The organism is uncultured Mailhella sp. (assembly GCF_944324995.1).
Lineage (GTDB): Bacteria > Desulfobacterota > Desulfovibrionia > Desulfovibrionales > Desulfovibrionaceae > Mailhella.
Map to the genome: position 1 here is coordinate 13,888 of NZ_CALUYL010000009.1, position 19,281 is coordinate 33,168.

The window sequence follows — 19,281 nt, forward strand, 5'->3', positions numbered from 1 at the left end:
TCCTGAAAAAAGATGGCCCAGACTATCCGCATACATGAAAATGTTCAAGAGACAAGGCAACATGAGAATACTTTTACAAACGGCGTCGAACAGGAAAGGTTTTGTGATATAAATGACAAAGTAAGACTGCCCGAAAAAACGCTGCGTTGCAGTCACATTTTGTGCGCATCACTGTACAGACGCGTGGCGTCGCATGAACTGATGCAATTATGTACTGTGTTCGTCCGCATCGCGAGCCGGACATGAAAGGAAAAACGCAACGGCAGGCTTTGGGAAAATGCCGACGGTCGCCGATCGGGATGCGATGGCCTGCCTGCGCTCTTTGCGGGACCTGACCGGGCATGCGTCATTCGGCGGGGCGGGATGACGATTGGGACGGTCGCATCTTCCCGCATCTGGTGGGAGAGCTCTGCCGGAGCCCGCGGCCCGAAAAGGCAGGGACGACCGTGCATCGGAGCATCGAGCAGCATAATCACCATGCTTTTCAGGCATAATATGGTATTTGATATAAGTATTTGCTATGAATGGGCGTTTCCTTTATCAGAGAGACAACAGAATTGAACATCCTCATGAAGTCGGGCCTGCGCCCGGGGAGAATGCCGTATGAAAAAAGTAAGCAGCATGGCCATGAGCGCGATTGTCGGCATCACGGCACTGGCCGGATCTTCGATGATGACTCAGGAACAGGCGTTTGCCGGCAGCACTGCCAGGGAGGGTAAGACAATGACGCTGGAACAGAAGTGGGACAAGACGTTTCCCAGAAGCAGCAAGGTCGATCACAAGAAGGTGACCTTCGTCAATCGCTACGGAATCACGCTGGTCGGCGATCTCTACATTCCGAAGCAGACAAGCGGCAAGCTCGCGGCCATCGCGGTGAGCGGACCGTTCGGCGCCGTGAAGGAACAGGCGTCCGGCCTGTACGCGCAGACCATGGCCGAAAGAGGCTTTCTGACGCTGGCCTTTGATCCTTCCTACACCGGAGAGAGCGGCGGCGAACCGCGCAACGTGGCGTCTCCCGACATCAATACCGAAGATTTCAGCGCGGCGGTGGATTTTCTGACCACCCTGGACGACGTGGACGCGGAACGCATCGGCATCATCGGCATCTGCGGCTTCGGCGGCATGGGCCTCAACGCCGCGGCCATGGATACGCGCATCAAGGCCACCGTGGCTTCCACCATGTACGACATGAGCCGCGTCACGGCCAACGGCTACTTTGATTCCATGGACGCCGACGCCCGCTATGAACTGCGCCGTCAGCTCAACGAACAGCGCACGCAGGACGCCCGTTCCGGCAGGATAGCGCCTTCGCAGAACAGACTGCCCGACGCCCTCAAGGGCGACGAGCCGCAGTTCGTGAAGGATTACTTCAACTACTACAAGACGCCGCGCGGATTCCATCCCCGTTCCGTCAACTCCAACGGCGCATGGAACGCGACTTCTTCCCTGTCGTTCATGAACATGCCTCTGCTGAGCTATGCGGGCGAAATCCGCAGCGCCGTGCTGCTCATTCACGGCGAAAAGGCGCATTCGCGCTATTTCAGTGAAGACGCCTTCAAGAAGCTCAAGGGCGACAACAAGGAACTGATGATCATTCCCGGCGCGAGCCACGTTGATCTGTACGACAGAACGGACGTCATTCCCTTCGACAAGATAGAAGCGTTCTTCAAGGCCAATCTGTAAGGACAAATGCTTTGCCGGAAGGCAGCGCGCATAAAAAATCCCCGCTTCGTCACATGCGTCGAAGCGGGGATTTTTTATTATTCGCCGAGTCGCGTCGGCGTCAGGTTCAGGGCGTCCATGATGTGCAGAATGTGTATCTTCATGGCGCTGCGCGCGCCTTCGGCGTTCCTGCTGACCATGAAGTCGAGAATGAGCTGATGATCGTAGCGGCTGCGGTGCAGGGCTTCGGGATGGCGAGGAGCAAGATCCATGGCCTGCTCGAAGGCTTCCTGAAGCACGGGCATGAGCCGGTTCATGAATTCGTTGTGCGTGGCCCGGGCGATGGCGCGATGGAAGGTTTTTTCGTCTTCCAGAAGGCGCGGATCCTCCGGATCGCCGGAGGCGATGCGCTTGGCGAGCTCGCAGATGTGCATCATTTCGCTTTCCGTGGCGCGGAGCGTGGCGTAGTAGGCGACCTCGGGTTCAAAGATCATGCGCATTTCGTACACGGATTCGGCGCTGCCTTCGGCGGCCGGAACGTCGTGCAGTTCGCGGAACGAGCGTTCCTTGAAGTCTTCGCGCACGTAGGTGCCTCGGCCTCGTCGTATTTCCAGAACGTTGCGGGCGGCGAGCATGCGTATGCCCTCCCGCAGAGTGATGCGGCTCACGCCGAGTTGGCTGGCGAGTTCCAGTTCATTGGGCAGCTTGTCGCCCGGCTTGAGGGTTCTGTCCACGGTAATCATGGACAGAATGCTTTCGGCCACTCTGTCGGACAGTCGTTCTGTTTTTTTCAAGATAAGCTCCGGCAAGAGCGTTTCCGCTCGGTCTTTGCGAAAACGGCCGGACGGACGGCATCATGCCGTCTCCGGTCGTTTTTCGCCTGCGCCGCAGGGCGCGTGTTTATGAGGGACAGGCAGATCGGCTGCCGGGGTATCAGTGATTCTTCTTGTACTCCCGACCGCAGCGGTTCTGTTCCCTCATGCTTTCGATGAAGGCTTCCAGCGTCACGCCCTTCGGACGATAGGCCCATTCGGTGGAAGTCACCACCTTTTCGCCCATGGCTTCAAATTCGCTTTCGTCGATTTCCACGTCGTCGAAGCACACCGGGAAGCCCATGCTGGCGTTGAAGGCCATGATGGCGTCGCGCTCTTCATACTTCTTGTCAAAGGTGAGCAGGCACAGAACGCCGAGCGCGACGATTTCGCCGTGCAGGTGCTTGTGTCCGTTCTTCGTTACGGTGGCGCCGTAATAGACGCAATGCGCCAGAGAAGAGTTGTAATAGTACTCGGGCGTATGCGTGGTCATGTTGGAAACTATACCCGTGGAAATGATGATGTCCAGCGTTACCTGTTCCAGTTCGTGGGAAGGCTTCTTGTTGCGGCAGGCTTCGAGGGCCTTGGCTCCGAAGCGGAGCAGCGGGCTCGTGCAGACATGGGAGAGCTGCACGCCCATGAGCGGCGTATGGCTCAGTTCCACGCCCTTGCTGGAGAACACGGCTTCGCATTCCTTGGAAAGCGCGTCGCCGATGCCGGCCCAGAGAAGCTGATAAGGCGAATCGGCGATGATGTCGGAATTGATGAAGGTGTGATTCGCCATCTTGGGATAGTAGTATTCGCGGAAACTGCCGTCGGGATTGTAGATCACGCAGATGGACGTGACGGAGGCGCAGTTGCTTGCCACGGTGGGGAAGCAGAAGAGCGGCTTGTCGAGTTCGTTGGCCACGTACTTGCCGGTATCGCAGGCGCGGCCGCCGCCGACGGCAAAGATCATGTCGGCGTTTTTGACGGATTCGGTTTCCATGAGCATTTTGCCGTTCTCGTAGGTGGAGTCGCCGCCGAACCAGACAAAGTCGGTAATGGTCACATGGGTTCCTTCCACGGCCTTCAGCAGGGCGTCATGGGCCTTGGACATGGCCGTTTTGCCGCCGATGACCACGGCGGTGTTGCCGTAATGGCGGGTGACGTGAGCTATTTCGTTGTAGCAGTCGGAACCGATGGAGTAGTTCGGAAGAAACATATTGTAATGAGACATGACCTTCTCCTGTGTTTTCATTTTCGTTCCGGGGAACGGCGTTCCCGGAACGGTTCTGATGTAACCGCTCTGATGTCTGATGTCAACATTTGTTGTCTGTTTTCATTTTTTAACCCGGGGATATTCTTTCATGTTCCGTGTTGCTTTTGATGTCGGACGTTTTTCTGAAACGTCTGACATCGCTTGTGCGACAGGGCTTTTTGAGGAAAGACGTCAGCGGTCTGCGAGCTTGTTTTTGTCGGGATGTCCGGCGAAAAATTTTTTTGAGACGTCTGTTCGGTGAAGGGGAAGTTTGTTTTCAGAGAGGGTGCGATGAATCGGAAATGTACCGAAGGGGGAGTCTCTGGAAGCCTCGATGCAGTGCGGATGCCGCAGAATGACGGGGGATAAGTCGGGGAGATGCGGGAAAAATGGCCGTTGGTCGGTGCATGACGGTGGAAAGACGCGCGCCGGAGAGGGCAGGGGCGGGAAAGGCGTATTGCCCGGACTTTCGGCATGGGCGGAGGGATGCCGCTGCGGGATCGGATGGCTCCGGCCATGCCTGAGCGCGTGCGGGGCAGGCGTCGGCAAGAGAAGGGCGGACGAAGAGGCGAAGCGCAGGGGCTGCCGGGCATGCGTTCCGGCGCTTCGCTGGCATTTTGGCGCGTTCAGAAAGGAGGCATGTTTTTTTCTGATGAAGCTCTGACGACGACCGGACGGAGTTCATCGACACGCCGCGGGGCAATGATTCCCCAAAGGGCAGGGAGGGCGAGGGCTGCACAAAAAGGCGAAAAAAAAGCGGCCGGACAATGTCCGACCGCTGATCGTCATGGTGGTGGAGATGAAGAGATTTGAACTCTCGACCCCTGCCTTGCGAAGGCAATGCTCTCCCAGCTGAGCTACATCCCCACATGCTGGCCTCGCGCCAACGGGACAGACTCTAGAAAAGCCGGCCGGGATTGTCAAGCATTAATTGAAACTTTGCGTAAAAAGACAAAGGCGCGGCGTACAAACCGAACGTTCTTTGCGGGGAAACCGACGGACGCCACGGGGCGGGGCGTCATGCGGTTTGAAGGCAGGAGAGGCATTGCTGCGCCTCGCGCCGGAGAGCAGACTCTGCCTCTTCCCCGGACCGGAGCCCCTGTGCGGAGGCGTTTTCCATGGATTCCTCGACGAAGGGCTCCGTCGTTCCCTGGGGCCGATCGGAAGGCGCTGCACTTTCTTTGAGCACGGCCCCTGCGGCCAGAGCGGCCTTTCTGGCTGCCGCCATGGATTGCAGCGCGCCCATGCCTTTCTGGTTTTTCACGCAGGTTCCTGCGGCAAAAAGATTTCCTTCAACGCGGCCTTCGGCGTCAGCAGGCAGCACGGCTCCCTTGCCGCAGGCGCAGAAAACAAGGTCGAAGCTGTTGCGGAGCCTGTTGAGTTCGGCCTGTCCCACAGGGGAGGCGCAGCGAAATTCGATGCCCGAGCGGGAGAGCATGGTCAGGGTGCGCTCCACGATGTCTGCGGGAACCGCGGGAGAAGGCGCGGCCGGAGCCGAGCTTGATTCCTGCACGGGCGCGCGGAGCAGCGTAACGCCGGCCGAAGACGCGGCTTCGAGCACCACGACGGCGCATCCCTGTTCGCGCAGCGTCCAGGCGGCCTGAAGACCGGCGGGGCCGGAGCCGATGACGACGGCGCGCTTTCCGGACAAGGGCAGGGCGAGGGGCCGGAACAGCAGATCGCCGTATTGATCCAAGAGATGCTTCAGCATGCGGGCGATGAACGGATGGTCGTTTCCCTTGGGACAGCCCGCCTGGGCTCCGGGATCGCCGAGCGCGGCGAGGATGCCTCCGAACGGCGTTTCTCTCCGCAGGGCCAGAGCGGCTTCCCGTTCTTGCCCGACCGCCATGAGACGGGCAGGCATGCCGTAGTTGATGCCGAGAAGGGAGCCGCGCAGGCAGGGCGGCATCGGTTCCGGGCGTTGTTGTTCACAGGCGTCGGAGAAAAAAGAGTCGTGCGGTTCGGGAGCGTTCATGAAGGCGAATTCCTCTGAGTTCAGGTGGCGCGGCCTCGGACGCGCGTCTTGTGGCCGGGCGCGCATGGCGCAGCATGGTTTGCACATAGAGCCATAATCCTGTTTCCGTCAAGACGCCGCTGCGCCGGGCAGGGATGCCGGAGCAGGTCGGCGCTCGGCAGAGATCATTGCTTTTCCGTTTTTTTCGGAGCTATATGGAAGCAGAACCTTTCAGGAGGAATATATGTCTGAAAAAAGATTTCTCGGTATCTGTGGAAGCCTCCGGGCGTCTTCCCGCAACATGGGGCTGCTGCGCTGCGCGGCGCAGGTCATGCCGGAAGGCGCAACGCTGGAGATCGCCGATATTTCGGAGCTGCCCTTCTATGCGGAAGACAGGGAAAAGACGGCGGCGGTCAATACGTTCATCGATCAGGTGAAGAATGCGGACGGCTTTGTGCTGGCCGTGCCGGAGTACAACTATTCCGTGGCCCCGGCGCTGAAGAACGCGCTGGACTGGGCTTCCCGGGAGAAGGGAAACATCATGGCCGGAAAAAAGGTGGCCCTGATGGGGGCCGGCGGCGGCATGGGCACGTCCCGGGCGCAGTATCATCTGCGTCAGACGTGCGTGTATCTTGATCTGCGCGTGCTGAACAAGCCGGAAATTTTTTCCAACGCCTATTCCGACGCCTTTGCGCAGGACGGCTCCGTGGCCGACACGGAAGCCGGTCGGGCGCTGCGCGCCAAGGTGACCGAGCTCATGCGGGCGCTGTGCGGCCAGGCGTAAAACGCGCGGCACGGCCGCTGCGGTGCAAGAAAGATACAGGCGGCGTTTCTTTGTCTTGAACCGCGTAGGACGCCGCGGTCTGCCGGAAACGCCTGCCTGTGGCAACACGTTGTGTTCATGACGATTCCTGCCAGTCGGACGCGCGAAGCATCGACGTTCGTTTGGCAAAAATTCTTGCCAGATGCGCTCAGTCGTCGCGTTTCGTGGGAAGATTTTTCTTGCCGTTCATGGAAACGATGCTGATTTTGATCACGGCGGTGCGCGACAGCATGTCCGCGGGAACGGGCAGCGTGCAGCGGCTCCGGTATTTTTTTGCCAGCGCAGCCAGAGCGGCCTGTTTTTCCTCGTCGTCTACAACAAGGGAGGCGCGGCCTTCGCCGTAAAGGCTCAGATACCGGGTCGTTGCCTGTTCCCTGTCGATGCCGAGAACTTCATGCACGGAAAAGCCCGTGCCGGGGTTCTTCATGAGGCAGTCCAGCTTGCGGCCTTCCGTGGCGCAGTGAACATAGACGGCGCTGTTCCTGTACACAAAGTTGACCGGAATGACGTACGGAAATTCTCCGGCGTGAAAGGCCAGAGTCATGACGTCGGCCCGATCAAGCAGATCGGTGAAAAAGCTCTGTTCGCAGCATTCTCTATCGTGGCGTCGCATGGCGTTCTCCTGAAATAGGTTGTGGATGGAGTCTGAAAGAAGGCGTGCGCCTTGTCAATCGTTTGCGTCTGACGGATACTGCGAAGGTCGGAGAGTCGGCGCGGCCGCGGACTTGTCGGCGGCGTCTTCGTTTTTGTCTGAGAGGGGCGTTTTTGCCGGAAACAAGGAGCATGAGAGCATGATCGGAGCGATTATCGGCGATATTGCGGGATCCCGTTTTGAATGGCGCAACTGCAAGAGCAAGAATTTTCAGCTTCTGACGCCGGAATGCCGCGTGACGGACGACAGCGTGATGACGCTGGCCGTGGCCGACGCCTTGCTGAAAAGTGACGGAGACAGGGAAAGTCTTTCGCGTCATGCCGTGGAGTCCATGCAGGCCTTCGGCAGACGCTGGGCGCGCGGCTGTTACGGCGGCCGCTTTTCCCGCTGGCTCATGAGCGAGCATCCGCAGCCCTACGGGAGCTTCGGCAACGGCTCGGGCATGCGGGTGAGCCCGTGCGCGTGGGCGGCCGTTTCGCTGGAGGACGCGCTGGACATGGCCGATCGGGTTACCCGCGTGACGCACGATCATCCGGAGGGCCTGCGCGGAGCCGAGGCCGTGACGGCGGTCATCTGGTATGCCGGAAAGGGTGAAAGTTCCGGGGCCATTCGCAAAATAGTGGAGGAATCCTGGTACAGGCTCGATTTCACTCTGGACGAGATTCGGGATGACTATGGATTCGACGTCAGCTGTCAGGGATCCGTGCCGCAGGCCATTGAGGCGTTTCTGGAAGCGGACAGCGTGGAGGACGCGGTGCGCAACGCCGTTTCCCTCGGCGGAGACAGCGATACCATCGCCGCCATGGCGGGCAGCATGGCGGAAGCGAGGTTCGGCGTGCCTGCCGACCTTCGGGCGCAGGCGCTCTCGTATCTGGACGCGCCTCTTGTGGACGTGCTGGAGCGCTTCGAGCGGCGTTTTCCCGTGTCGTTTCCGGCAGCGCCGAGCGTTTAGGCTTCGGCTTCCGGCATGCGGGGAGCGCTCTCGGGGCGGAGCCGCAGGTACATGCCCGGGCGAAGATCGGGAGCGTCGAGATGCACGACGCCTTCCATGCCGGGATTGAGCCTGTCCGTTTTTTCGCCGCGATGATTTTCCAGCGCGTAGGAGCCTGCCCGAAGCACGGGACGCTTCATGCCGGGCAGCAGCAGTTCGGCGTCGCTGTCGGCGTTCCAGGGGGAGCGCACCTGAATGCGCCATCCGTCGTTTCCGGCGAGCTCCAGAACGCGGGCGACGACGGGATGCGCCGTGAAATTGCGGGGCGGCTGTTCCACCCGGCGTTCCGGGAGAAAGAAGCCCGAGCAGAGCGGGCGCGAGGCCGTGTGAAAGAGTTCCGTCACAAAATCGTCGTCAGAGATTGCTTTCTGTTCGGATGAGGCGAGATTCAGGGCCGTGCGATACGCGTCGGTCACCTGCGCCACGTATCCGCCGCTTTTGGTTCTGCCTTCCAGCTTGAGCGCGGAGGGCCCCATGCGGACGATGTCGCGCATCCAGCGAATGAGGCAAAGATCCATGGGCGCCCAGACGGCGCTGAAGTTATCCTCCTGCGTGACGTCGAGAAACGGCCCGTCGCGGCGCACGGCTTCTTCCACGGTGAGCCGTATGCCGCGGTAGTCGAAGCGGCAGGGCTGGGTGCAGAGGCCGAGATTGGCAGGACGATTATTGACCCATGCCGAAATGAGGCAGTGCCCGGAAAGCGAAAGGCACATGGCTCCGTGGACGAACACTTCAAAGTCCATGTCGGGGAAGCGGCGTATGAGGGACGTCATGGCGTCCTTGCCGAGTTCGCGGGCGAGATTGATGCGTCGGACACCGACTTCCTTCCAGAATTCCACGGCGGCGGCGTTGACGGAATGCGCCTGGGTGGAGAGGTGCAGTTCGACGGAGGGGCAGAGGCGTCCGGCGAGACGGATGACGCCGGGATCGGCGGCAATGAGGCCGTCCGCGCCGAGATCCGGCAGCCGTTCGAGTTGTTCTTCCACGGCGGGCAGATGCTCGTCGAAGGGCAGGGCGTTCAGGCAGTAATAGACGCGCACACCGGCGCGATGGGCGAAGGCGATGGCGTCGGCAAGTTCCGGGCCGTCGAAGCCGCGGCATTTTGCCCGCAGGGAAAGGGCGCTGCCGCCGAGATAGACGGCGTCGGCGCCGTAGAGAACGGCGGCTTCAAGCTGTTCGCGTCCTCCGGCCGGGGCGAGAAGTTCCGGGAGGGAATGAGTCATGGCGGTAACAAGGTAAGAAGTGAACAAACGCGGAAGAGCCGCTTGCCGATAGTTAGCCTCCCTTGCGGGGAAAGACAAGCGCCGCGCGCTGGACAAAAGTTGTGCCTGTGCTTACTTATGGCCGGTGTCGCATGGTCGGCACAGGAGATTTTCATGAAAGATATTCGAACGGTTCTGTTTTTGGCGCTGTTTGTTTTTTCCGGCGCGGCCCGGGCGCTGGCTGCGGGAGCCTTCGGCATAGAGCTCGGCGCCGACGTGGCGCAGTATGCGCACGGCAGTCAGCCCGTTTCCGAGCGCTGGCAGCTCAGGATGTACGAGATCACGCCTCCGTCCCCGGATTCCAGGTTCGACACCTATGCCGTGGACACGTATCAGGGCAGGATCATCCGCATCATGGCTTCGTCGCCCGACGACGCCAGTGTGGACGGCGCTTCCACGCTGAATGTGCTTGAGAATCTGAAGCAGGAACTGGAACGCCGCTACGGCGAGCCTTCGCTCAGTCTGGATGACGTGGAGGATGCCGGAGACGATCTGCGCGGATATCTTGCGGATGAAGGCGGTCTGGAAGTGCTGGAATGGAATTTTGCCGACGAAGAAAAGAAGGGAGACAGACCCGGAGCGGTGTATGTGTTTCTGGCCGGTTCCGAGACGGAAAAAGGCGTTCAGGCGACCTACTGCACGCTGTATCTGGAGAGCCCGGAATATCCCGCGCTCAGCGATCAGGCGGGACAGATGGAAAATCAGCAGAACGACGGCGGAGACGATCAGCAGCTGAACGATCAGCAGCTCGAAGAGATGGACGAGGATCAGCAGGAAGAAGCCGTCGACAATCAGGCCGAATAACGAGAGGCGGAGCGCGGTTGCCAGGTTGAAGCGGCGGCCGTCCGCAGAGTGCGAGGAAAAGCTATGGAAAGAAGCGCTGACGTTGTGCGCCGCGCGTGGGGATGTCTGCTCGGGCAGATTGCCGGAGATTCTCTGGGCAGTCAGGTGGAATTCAAGGACGAGGAAAAGGTCAGGGCCATGTATCCCGCCGGGATGGACGATCTGGAAGGCAGCGCCCTGTACCGCACGCTGCCCGGACAGCCTACGGACGACTCGGAGATGGCGCTGGCGCTGGCCCGCACGCTTGCCGCGGAGGGTACGTTCAACGCCGGGCGGATTTTTGCGGCCTATAAATTCTGGCTCGGCAGTCATCCCGTGGATTTTGCGCATTCGGTGTTCCGCGCGCTTCACGGCAAGCCGGATGCCCGAAGCGAGGCCAACTGCGCGCTCATGCGCGTCAGTCCTCTGGGCGTGTTCGGCGCGAGGTTCATTCCTGAAACGTCTCTTCCCTGCGACGACGGCGGAGAACCCGACATGGCCGGGCTGACCGGGAACGACGGCATGAGAACGCTTGCCCGCTGGGCCATGGAGGAAGCGGCGCTGACCTGTCCTCATCCTTTGTGCCGGGCGGCGAACGTCGCATACGTGACGGCGCTGGCCTACGGCGTGCGGAGCGGCTCTCCGAAAGACATGCATCGCGCGGCGTTGACGGCGACGGCGGCGCTTTCCCGCTGGAACGACGACATGCCGCAGGCCGAGCTTTCCCGCGTACTGGATTGCCTGGAACGCGCGGCGTTTGAGCGCCCTGTCGAGTATCAGAACGACATGAGTCACGTGCTGACCACGCTGCAGAACGGCTTCTGGCAGCTTCTCCACGCTCCCGACGCCGGGCAGGGCGTGCGTGACACCGTGATGAAGGGCGGAGACGCCGCAGCCAACGGCGCGGTGGCCGGAGCGCTGCTCGGCGCGGCTCTGGACATTGATTCCTTCCCGCAGCAGTGGGCGGACGCCGTGCTGGCCTGTCGTCCGACGGCTGATCGCGCCGACGTTCCTCAGCCCAGACCGGAAATGTTCTGGCCGCTGGACTTCATGCCTCTGGCGGAAAAACTTCTGGGATGACGCGCTGCATGAAAGCGTGAAAAAAGGCGGGACCTGCGGTTCCGCCTTTTGAAGGTTATACCTAAAAATACCTTTTCGATAAGACGGAGTTGTTCAGGTTTCCGTCCATATCGAAAAGGTATTTTTATGGCTATAAAACAACATCTGATACATACGAAATGACCGTGTAAGACCATATTGTCTTTCTAATTATGAATTAAAAGTAATTTATATACATGGCTGTAAAAAAGATAGTAAAATAATACAACATATTTTTAATCATAAATAAAATTAAATTATATACTTATGTATGATATAAATTATGTGTATATTATTGTGATATTGCCATAATATTGACAATTATTATATATAAAATTGTAAAGTTTATATAATATGATAATATTATGATATATACATAATAAGTTAAATAAATATTTATTAATATACTAGTAAATAAATATATTACGAATATATACAAGTTATAAATTACAATATATTATTGATAATTATATTTTATTTAAAATATTTTTAATCTGCTGTATAACTTGGTCTACAGTTATTTCCTCCAAAGAATTACAGCACATGTATCCTTTTAAACATATCTTTTGCCAAGATGGTATTATACCTTCACAGCCGTTGGGGCATTCGGAACCAGAGAGCGCAATGTTTTCCGGGTAGGAAAGCATTCGTGCGCAGGAAGGGCCATACAGAACAAGGGAAGGACCGCCTCGCAGGTAGTGTCTGAGGTGAGGAACCACGCCTTCGCAGCCGATGTGCAGCCGGGCATGACGCACCAGAGTCATAAATTCGTCAAAATTGGTGCGGCCGCGCAGATCGATCACCTGTTTTGAGTTCGGCGCGTCAAAGTTTTTTTCCATGCCCAGCACGACGAACTGCGCGGACGGATATTCGCGGCACAGCCTCTCCAGCAGCGACGTATACTTGGCCGCGCTCCAGAGCTTCAGCGAATGCGCGCAGGCTCCGGCTTCACGTTGTAGGGTGATGTAGCCCGGACGAAGAGAAAAACGCCTAGCCACGTCCTCAAATTCGAGGCGGGAACGCAGGGTGAAAGTGCTGTCTTTCAGACCGAGGGAACCGTCGAAATCGGCCTGACCGCGGCGAAACGTGCCCATAACATCGGCATAATGAATGCCCATAGCCTGATTTTCGTCAAGATAAAACGATGCATGAGAGGTCTGGAAGTTGAGCAAACGCTGTACGTAATTCCCCAACGCAAGGGAGAGGCTTGTCAGCCGCTCTTTACAGCAGGCTTTTACCTGAGGAAGCTGCATGATGTCGAATACTGCATCGAAAGAGGAAAAAGGTATATGTGTTTTCAAGGAATGCAGATGAGTTACATAGGGGTAAGGGCAGAACAGTGCCTTCATGCAGGCTTCCGGCGTGTTGGTGTATATATCCACATAACAGGGACAGCCAGCAAGGGAGACCAGAGCATCTACCCATGCGAGATTGAGAATGATGTCGCCTATGCCCCCACGCAAAAGAAAGGCAAGGTGCAAAACATTGTCATCGTGCCGTGTGCGCACAGAGGAAAACTCTCCTATTATTTTTCCAGAAAGAGCTTTTCCTGCTGACCAAAGAGCCAGTTTCATTGCTGCACGGCGGGGCTGTGAAGGAAAGTTCGCCCGCAGTTTCTCTACTTGATGGTTTGCTTTATCAAAAAAAGGGATCACTGTAGCCATGGAATATTTCCGTTCTTTTAGCCTAACGGCAAGCGAGAAAGCAGCATATTTGCACTGTCTTCCCAAGTAAGTGGATTGATGCCTGTCGAGGGAATTACACAACCATTTTCTTTATTTTTCAGCCACTGCTCGATACAGTTGGCTAGCTCCTGAGGTTCAATCCCCTGAAAATACGTGGCGTTTTCTCCGGCAATTTCCCGGAACACCGGTAGATCACGGAGTATAAGGGGCTTTCCGTGCCTTGCACCTTCCACCACCGCCAGACCGAACCCTTCCGCTTCGGAGGGGAAGAGAACGCAGGAGGCTGCCTCATACACCTTGTTCAGATACTCGTCGCTGATGCCCTTGAGCCAGAACAGTCTTTTGCCGTTTTCGGGATGCTCGTCGATTTTTTTGGCCAGCTCGTCGATTTTCCAGCCTTTTCGTCCCACAATGACAAAGTTGACGTCCACGCCCTTTGCCCACAGCCTTTCAAAGGCGGCAAGAGCCTGTCCGTATCCCTTGCGGGGTTCCACGGTGCTTACTTCAAGAAGGGACGGCCTTGACGCCATGGCGGAAAACACCTGTCCGGCATCTTCGGGGATGCCCGTGCTGCCCGCCACTTTTTCCACCTCCGAACCGAGATGGAACCAGGAAATGGAAAAGTCGTCGTTTTGGGGCAAGTGCTTCTGCCTCCACAGACGGTACTCCTCCGCGACGCTTCTGGAATCGGCAATCACTCCGTCAAATTCCGAGATGACATGAATCCATTTTTGATAGGCGTCGACAATATTCTGCGGGCAGTACCGGCCATGGGTCAGAGGAATGAGATCGTAAATAATGGTAAAAAGTCTTACTCCCGCATGCTTCATGGCCATCAGAGCATTTTTCTGCACTACCGTGGCTTCGAAGTCTGTGATGACGGAAAGAAAGATATCGCCGGAAGCAATTTCAATAGGGCTGTCGCCGATCAGATTTTGCTTTATGGAATCGCTTCTGTCGGAAAAGCCGTTCGCATAGTAGTAACCGAAAGAGCTCTGCTTGGAATAAACAGGACAGATTTCCCAGCCCTGGGGCATCATTTGCTTCAGAGCCGAGAACAAAGAAAACGTCGTCCGCGTGATTCCGCTTTTCGTGAGGTCTTCCCGAACTCTGCCGACATCAAAAAAGATTTTTTGTGTTTTGCGCAATACGGGGGTGATGTTCATGCCTCCGTGAGGCATGGGGAACACGCCCTTGTAGCGCAGCTTGAATATCTCCAGAAAGCCTATGTAGCCGCACACCTTGCTGCTGCTTCGTTTTACGGCAAGCAGAGGCAGGCCTTTCCCGAGTTCGATGCTGACAAGGTCGTTCAGCTCGCGTACCGTTAGAATCGGTATTCCGCAGATGAAAAGACGGCGTATGAATGCCTGTTCGGCTTCTTCAGCGGCTTCACGCCATGCGTCGCCGCGGACGATGCCGCCAAAAGGAAGCCTTTGCAGATGATGGTAGGCGAAATTGCGGAAAAAGAGGTTCTTGTCCATAGTGCTGCTGTGTGCTGAAGGTTGGCAACATGCCGCCAATTCGGCAGACTTCTGCTTGCGGTCCATGCCTCGGGCATGGGAACTTCCGGCAACAGTACATGATCCTGAATATGTCAGAAAGGCGTTTTTCTACTGGAAGCTGTTTTCTGTCAGGGAAATGCTTTTCAGCAGGATTCCGAGCTTTCTGTGCTCATTACCCGTGCCACATTCTCGCGGAGAGGCCGGTGCATTGAAATAAAACGTGAAGAAAAGATCGTTATTTTGTGAAAATTTTTCATCAAGAACGATTTTTGTATCAATCGTTTCTCCGTTTTTGAAATACCAGTTTGCAACAGGTATACTATTACAGTATACATCTGTCTTCAGCTCCTGATGAATTTCATTCACGAAAGGAACAATGTCAAAATTGCAAGTCAGAGCCCCCTTCAGCCAGTCTTTTTTATGAATAACCATCATGGCTGAGTAATCATCTGACCATATTCCTTTTTCTTCATGGAAAAAACCACTATAAAAAACGTCGTCTTCATTGATAAAATCTATGTATTGACGGCGAAGAAAACAGGAAATCTGTTTTCCCATGAAAGATAAACTTTCAGGAGTATTATTATTATCTATATTTTCTGCATTTTTAAAAAATCCAAATAATATATGATCTGAAAATTTTATATATTTTGTATGGTAAACAGGCATTTCATCAATTTTTTGAAGTATAAAAAAATCTATTTCTTTGTCAGGATACATATTATGTATTTCATCATATCCAAGTTTAAGAACATGAGGTGGCAGTCTTCCATACCATACTGCAAGAAATACAATACATATACGCTTTGAAGATTCCATCTTTTGATAAAATCTTTTTATTCTTCTCATGTATTTTTCTTTATATGCAGGAAATTCTTTTTCTATGGAATGAGTCCATGGAAAATCATGCCAATATTGAAGGCCTGTTTTTTTATTTTTTATAAATCTATGCGGACTTTTGATCGGTAAACTTTCTTCGTATAAATCTTCAAGTTCAAATGCTCCTTCAAACTTATTTTTTATCATACGGAGCTTTCCCAGTAAACCGCATATTCCGGCAATGCTGTGATCATAAGCACCAGACCAGTCAAAAGGCATGGAATACGTCTGGAGTCCGCATCTTCTCAGTGTACTGGAGGTTGAGCAGGTTTCTCCCAAGGAAAAGATGAAGTCATACGGTGCATCTGTAAAAAATCTTTCATTTTCTACAATAATAGCCATAAGGTTCCCCCTACTGAGCTTACGACAGGTTTCACAGGTCCGGCATTATGCCGTCTGCCGTTCAAAATCCGTCACCATTTGCGCGAGAATCTCTTTTACTTCCAGAGGATTTGTTCCGTTGGTCATGAAGGTCTTCAGACGGCTGCTGTCTCCGACCAGGCGCATGATTTCTCCACGTCGGATGAAGGATTTGTCCACCACTATTTCAGGGGAGTAGCCCGTTATCTGACGGAGGTATTCAACGATCTGCACTCCCGCCGTTCCGTGCCCAGAACAGAGATTGAGGATCTTGTCGGAGCAGTCGTCTCTCAAGGCCATCTGCACAAACACCTGGCTGCCGAAAAGAACGTCCGTGTAGTCTCGGACGGTCTCAAGATTTCCGACTTTCAGTATCGGCTGACGCGACGCAAAGGCGCGAACCAGTTTGGGGATAAGAAAATTTTCTTTCTGTCCCACGCCAATGATATTGAAAGGGCGGAGTATCCGTATGTCAAACTCGACATAGCGCTTGGCCAGCAGCTCCATGGTCACCTTGCTCAGTCCATAATAATTCATGGGTGAGTACGGCGTGGTTTCAGGAATGTTCTTGAGGGGCACATTGCCGTATACTCCCGCCGTGCTGGTGAGAACTACGCGGGTTCCTGCCGGGCAGTGCTTGCGAAGGCCTTCCAGAAGATTTTCTGACCCCTTCACGTTTGTCTGGAAAATTTCCATGATATCGTTATGGGTAGGAGAAGCTATCGCGGCAAGATGAATGACAATGTCCGGCTTGAAGCTCATTATGAGGCTTTCCAGGCCTTCCTTGTCGAGCAGACTGACGCTGCACGTGTTCACGTTTTTCAGAGAGGTCCATTCCGCATGTTGTTTGCGCGTCATGGCCATGACGTAGTATCCCAGCTTGCCGAGAATTTCGGTCACATGCCGTCCGATGAAGCCGCCCGCACCCGTGACAAGAATTTTATGCGTCATGGTCGGCACCGCCTTTGGCGTTCAATATGTCGACAAGCGTATGGTTGAGATAGGCCGCGCTTTCTTTCCATGTGGTATTGACCCATTCCTTGGGGATTTTTTTCTCGCGTTCAGCCAGAGCTTCGGGATGAAGCATGTAATAACGTATCTTCCTGGCCCATTCCTCAGGATCATACGGGTTGGCATACTCGATGATGTCCTGTCCGACTTCGCGCAGGGGAGCGACATCGGCCGCCAGGCAGAATTTGCCGTAGTTGAAGCTTTCGGGCAGAGTGAGGCTCCAGCCTTCATACTGGCTGGCCAGCAGGGTGAACTTGCAGCGCTTGTAGAGAACGTCCAGCTCCTCATCCGAGGGAGAGAACATGATGATCCTGCCGAAAATGCGTCTGTCCACGCTCAGACGCTGACGAAAATCCTCCGTCTTCCAGCCCGGGCGACCGCAAATGACAAGCTGCGGGAGTGCATCGACATCGTCGGTGCCGCGCATTAGTTCAAGATAGGCTTCGTAGAGCAGCTCATGATTTTTACGGGCTTCAATGGTGCCTACGGTCAGCAGGAAGTCACCCTTGATGCCGATGTTTTTAAGAATTTCGTCTTCTTCCTTGCGGGTGGTGGAATGCGACTGTATGTCGCTGCCGAACTTGATGACAAACGATGGCGTGGGTTCCTGCTTCAGGACGGAACGCTGATATTCCATGCCGTCATGCTGTGCGGTCGCACCGCCATACATGATATAGTCGGAAAGCTGGTAGGTTCTGGCAAGAAATTGTGGATATACGTCTAAATTTTCCTGAGAGTGCGTATGGGGAATGAGTATGGGGGTGAAGTCGTAAATAAGCTGCATGAAGGTGAATCCCACGCGCTCATGCGTGGATATGATATTTTCATAAGCTTTAGTGGGATAGCCTACACCGGCAGAAAAGACGACATCTCCCTTGCGGAACGGGAAGTTTTTATGACGGGGAAGATTCTTGAGCGGTATGGTCTGGTTGTCCTCCCTCACTGCAATGTCGATGGGACCATCGGCCAGGGTCTTGGTGAGGTACTTCCTCGGAACTTCAAGATAGGTACCTTCATGAAGACTGAAAAATTTTACGTTTTTATTGAGCTTCGCTATGTATCGTCCCAAAAGAAGCTGGGCACGGGGAATACCGGTAAGGCTTCCTTTATAGAAGAACAGCGTCATGTCATAGTATATGGAAGGCCTGCGGTCATGATCTTCAGCGCTGCTCTTCAGGTCGTCATGCGAAAAGGGAAGTGTGCAGAGCTTTTCGTAAACTTCATGAGCGCTTTCCCTCCATGTAACGGGCTTCCATTCGTTATGAAGCCTCGTTTCCCACGAGACGACTTCCTGGCGGTTTTCAGAGTAGTGTTTGATGGCATCCGCCCATGCCCTGGGATGCCTTGGATCAAGGTATACGGCATAATCGCGCCCGACTTCACGCAAGGGGGCCACATCGGAGCACAGGCACAATTTTTCATGAGCCAGCATTTCCGGAAGCACGACACTCCAGCCTTCATAAAGCGAAGGGAGCACCGTGAAGGCGCTGTTCTGATACAGCACCTCCAGTTCCTCGTCAGACGGACTGAAAATGTGGACTTTGTCTTTCGTCAGCGGATTTTCTTTGAACTGTGCTATCAGCTCCCTGTCGGAAAATTCCTGACCGATGATGACAAGATCGGGGATATGCTCATATTTTTCCAGAGCAAGAATACAGTAGGCCTGATACAGTACGCGATAATTCTTTCTTGCTTCTATGCTGCCTACCGTAATGATGTAAGGTTTATGGATATTTCGTTTTGAAAGTACCTGATCAATGGAAATATGTGTTGCGGATATTTTTAGTTCGCTGCCGAATCTGACCCAGCCTCCCTTGGGAGTGAACCATTCACGAAGATTGAAGAACGCTTCGGCATCTTTCTGAGCGGTGGAGCCTCCATATATGACAAAATCGCAGTTGTCGGTGATCCATTTGAGATAATATTCAAAGGGAACGTCAGCAGGGTAGTAAAGATGACGGATATCTTCTCTTACCATGACAAGATCATAGACAAGATATCCTATTTTAATGTCGGGAACCTGGTCTTTCACGATGCTGAAAAATTCTTCCTTGCGGCTTCCGAACCAGCCGCAGGAAAAAATGACGTCCCCCGGTGCGTAGGGATGAGGAAGCTTTTTAGGCGTCGTATCGTCAGACACAAGATGGAAGCGGACAAGACGCTTGTGAATGGATCTTGCCCAGCGGCGGGAATGACGCCTCAGTTCCAGCTTTTCCACCAGCTTTTCCAGGCAAGAGGGAAGTGCGGGTTCTGTACCTGCGCCGGAAATGCCCATGCGTTTTTTTCGGGCCTGGTAATCTCCATAGGCCTTGCCTTCATTGGAGGCCTCGAACAGCCAGGACAGTTCTTCTGCGGCAACTTCGCGAAAGCCATTGTCCGTGCACACGGAAAAGCGCAGTTTCGAGTCCAGTTCATGCATATATTTTGCCAGCAGAAGCTCTGCACGGATGATGCCTATCATGCCTCGATTCCAGCTCACCAGACTGTTTGTCATATCCATCCAGATGGCCATATCAAACTCCTGAGTA

At 54.9% G+C, this 19,281-nt stretch carries 15 protein-coding genes and 1 tRNA gene; 5 read left to right on the plus strand and 11 right to left on the minus strand.

The features are described 5' to 3' along the window. Positions 1-603: 603 nt before the first annotated feature. A complete protein-coding gene (locus Q0K02_RS05355) occupies positions 604-1,683 on the plus strand; it encodes an alpha/beta hydrolase (RefSeq protein WP_294485738.1) in 1,080 nt (359 codons plus the stop codon). A 77-nt stretch (positions 1,684-1,760) separates the two neighbouring features. On the opposite strand, the gene Q0K02_RS05360 is transcribed toward Q0K02_RS05355, so the two are convergent. From Q0K02_RS05360 to Q0K02_RS05375, 4 genes are all read right to left on the minus strand, one after another. Then, a complete protein-coding gene (locus Q0K02_RS05360; protein ID WP_294485740.1) occupies positions 1,761-2,456 on the minus strand; it encodes a FadR/GntR family transcriptional regulator in 696 nt (231 codons plus the stop codon). Between the two features lie 139 nt (positions 2,457-2,595). After that, positions 2,596-3,693 (minus strand): iron-containing alcohol dehydrogenase family protein, encoded by a 1,098-nt coding sequence (locus Q0K02_RS05365; protein WP_294485742.1) that lies wholly within the window; start codon positions 3,691-3,693, stop codon positions 2,596-2,598. Positions 3,694-4,505: 812 nt separating this feature from the next. Then, positions 4,506-4,581: transfer RNA gene (locus tag Q0K02_RS05370), tRNA-Ala, on the minus strand. A 151-nt stretch (positions 4,582-4,732) separates the two neighbouring features. Further along, positions 4,733-5,689, minus strand: a complete 957-nt coding sequence (locus tag Q0K02_RS05375) for an NAD(P)-binding protein (RefSeq protein WP_294485744.1) — start codon at positions 5,687-5,689, stop codon at positions 4,733-4,735. A 223-nt stretch (positions 5,690-5,912) separates the two neighbouring features. Between Q0K02_RS05375 and Q0K02_RS05380 the strand changes: the two genes are divergently transcribed. Next, complete coding sequence (locus tag Q0K02_RS05380) at positions 5,913-6,452, plus strand: NAD(P)H-dependent oxidoreductase (RefSeq protein WP_294485745.1); 540 nt, start codon at positions 5,913-5,915, stop codon at positions 6,450-6,452. Positions 6,453-6,639: 187 nt separating this feature from the next. On the opposite strand, the gene Q0K02_RS05385 is transcribed toward Q0K02_RS05380, so the two are convergent. After that, on the minus strand, positions 6,640-7,104 hold the full coding sequence (locus tag Q0K02_RS05385) for a pyridoxamine 5'-phosphate oxidase family protein (RefSeq protein ID WP_294485748.1): 465 nt from the start codon (positions 7,102-7,104) through the stop codon (positions 6,640-6,642). 178 nt (positions 7,105-7,282) lie between these two features. Between Q0K02_RS05385 and Q0K02_RS05390 the strand changes: the two genes are divergently transcribed. After that, the gene (locus Q0K02_RS05390) at positions 7,283-8,095 is read left to right on the plus strand and encodes an ADP-ribosylglycohydrolase family protein (RefSeq protein WP_294485750.1); all 813 of its coding nucleotides are present in this window, start codon (positions 7,283-7,285) and stop codon (positions 8,093-8,095) included. Here Q0K02_RS05390 and Q0K02_RS05395 read toward each other — a convergent pair. Continuing rightward, the gene (locus Q0K02_RS05395) at positions 8,092-9,357 is read right to left on the minus strand and encodes a peptidase U32 family protein (RefSeq protein ID WP_294485751.1); all 1,266 of its coding nucleotides are present in this window, start codon (positions 9,355-9,357) and stop codon (positions 8,092-8,094) included. The two genes, Q0K02_RS05390 and Q0K02_RS05395, sit on opposite strands and share 4 nt — an antisense overlap. 153 nt (positions 9,358-9,510) lie before the next feature. Here Q0K02_RS05395 and Q0K02_RS05400 point away from each other — a divergent pair, with 153 nt between their 5' ends. Both Q0K02_RS05400 and Q0K02_RS05405 read left to right on the plus strand, forming a co-directional pair. Further along, positions 9,511-10,200 (plus strand): hypothetical protein, encoded by a 690-nt coding sequence (locus tag Q0K02_RS05400; RefSeq protein WP_294485753.1) that lies wholly within the window; start codon positions 9,511-9,513, stop codon positions 10,198-10,200. A gap of 63 nt (positions 10,201-10,263) precedes the next feature. Then, entirely contained in the window at positions 10,264-11,298 is a 1,035-nt protein-coding gene (locus Q0K02_RS05405) for an ADP-ribosylglycohydrolase family protein (protein ID WP_294485756.1), read from the plus strand. Positions 11,299-11,783: 485 nt separating this feature from the next. Here the strand turns inward: Q0K02_RS05405 and Q0K02_RS05410 are convergent, their stop codons facing one another. The 5 genes from Q0K02_RS05410 to Q0K02_RS05430 form a co-directional block, all read right to left on the minus strand. Continuing rightward, complete coding sequence (locus Q0K02_RS05410) at positions 11,784-12,980, minus strand: hypothetical protein (protein WP_294485758.1); 1,197 nt, start codon at positions 12,978-12,980, stop codon at positions 11,784-11,786. A 17-nt stretch (positions 12,981-12,997) separates the two neighbouring features. Continuing rightward, positions 12,998-14,482, minus strand: a complete 1,485-nt coding sequence (locus Q0K02_RS05415; RefSeq protein WP_294485760.1) for a glycosyltransferase family 1 protein — start codon at positions 14,480-14,482, stop codon at positions 12,998-13,000. Positions 14,483-14,611: 129 nt separating this feature from the next. Beyond that, entirely contained in the window at positions 14,612-15,724 is a 1,113-nt protein-coding gene (locus tag Q0K02_RS05420) for a DUF1796 family putative cysteine peptidase (protein ID WP_294485762.1), read from the minus strand. Positions 15,725-15,769: 45 nt separating this feature from the next. Further along, positions 15,770-16,693: an NAD-dependent epimerase/dehydratase family protein gene (locus Q0K02_RS05425; RefSeq protein WP_294485764.1), complete on the minus strand. Its 924-nt coding sequence runs from the start codon at positions 16,691-16,693 to the stop codon at positions 15,770-15,772. Further along, positions 16,683-19,265 carry a glycosyltransferase gene (locus tag Q0K02_RS05430; RefSeq protein WP_294485766.1) on the minus strand — a complete coding sequence of 861 codons (2,583 nt, stop codon included), beginning with the start codon at positions 19,263-19,265 and terminating at the stop codon, positions 16,683-16,685. The genes Q0K02_RS05425 and Q0K02_RS05430 overlap by 11 nt, the downstream gene beginning before the upstream one ends. Positions 19,266-19,281 lie beyond the last annotated feature (16 nt).

What these genes read in the sequence shown, in the direction of transcription:
- Q0K02_RS05415 (WP_294485760.1), bottom strand. Translation starts at nt 14,482, where the DNA reads ATGGACAAGAACCTCTTTTTCCGCAATTTCGCCTACCATCATCTGCAA.
- Q0K02_RS05390 (WP_294485750.1), top strand. Translation starts at nt 7,283, where the DNA reads ATGATCGGAGCGATTATCGGCGATATTGCGGGATCCCGTTTTGAATGG.
- Q0K02_RS05405 (WP_294485756.1), top strand. Translation starts at nt 10,264, where the DNA reads ATGGAAAGAAGCGCTGACGTTGTGCGCCGCGCGTGGGGATGTCTGCTC.
- Q0K02_RS05410 (WP_294485758.1), bottom strand. Translation starts at nt 12,980, where the DNA reads ATGGCTACAGTGATCCCTTTTTTTGATAAAGCAAACCATCAAGTAGAG.
- Q0K02_RS05400 (WP_294485753.1), top strand. Translation starts at nt 9,511, where the DNA reads ATGAAAGATATTCGAACGGTTCTGTTTTTGGCGCTGTTTGTTTTTTCC.
- Q0K02_RS05365 (WP_294485742.1), bottom strand. Translation starts at nt 3,693, where the DNA reads ATGTCTCATTACAATATGTTTCTTCCGAACTACTCCATCGGTTCCGAC.
- Q0K02_RS05430 (WP_294485766.1), bottom strand. Translation starts at nt 19,265, where the DNA reads ATGGCCATCTGGATGGATATGACAAACAGTCTGGTGAGCTGGAATCGA.
- Q0K02_RS05385 (WP_294485748.1), bottom strand. Translation starts at nt 7,104, where the DNA reads ATGCGACGCCACGATAGAGAATGCTGCGAACAGAGCTTTTTCACCGAT.
- Q0K02_RS05395 (WP_294485751.1), bottom strand. Translation starts at nt 9,357, where the DNA reads ATGACTCATTCCCTCCCGGAACTTCTCGCCCCGGCCGGAGGACGCGAA.
- Q0K02_RS05355 (WP_294485738.1), top strand. Translation starts at nt 604, where the DNA reads ATGAAAAAAGTAAGCAGCATGGCCATGAGCGCGATTGTCGGCATCACG.
- Q0K02_RS05375 (WP_294485744.1), bottom strand. Translation starts at nt 5,689, where the DNA reads ATGAACGCTCCCGAACCGCACGACTCTTTTTTCTCCGACGCCTGTGAA.
- Q0K02_RS05380 (WP_294485745.1), top strand. Translation starts at nt 5,913, where the DNA reads ATGTCTGAAAAAAGATTTCTCGGTATCTGTGGAAGCCTCCGGGCGTCT.
- Q0K02_RS05425 (WP_294485764.1), bottom strand. Translation starts at nt 16,693, where the DNA reads ATGACGCATAAAATTCTTGTCACGGGTGCGGGCGGCTTCATCGGACGG.
- Q0K02_RS05420 (WP_294485762.1), bottom strand. Translation starts at nt 15,724, where the DNA reads ATGGCTATTATTGTAGAAAATGAAAGATTTTTTACAGATGCACCGTAT.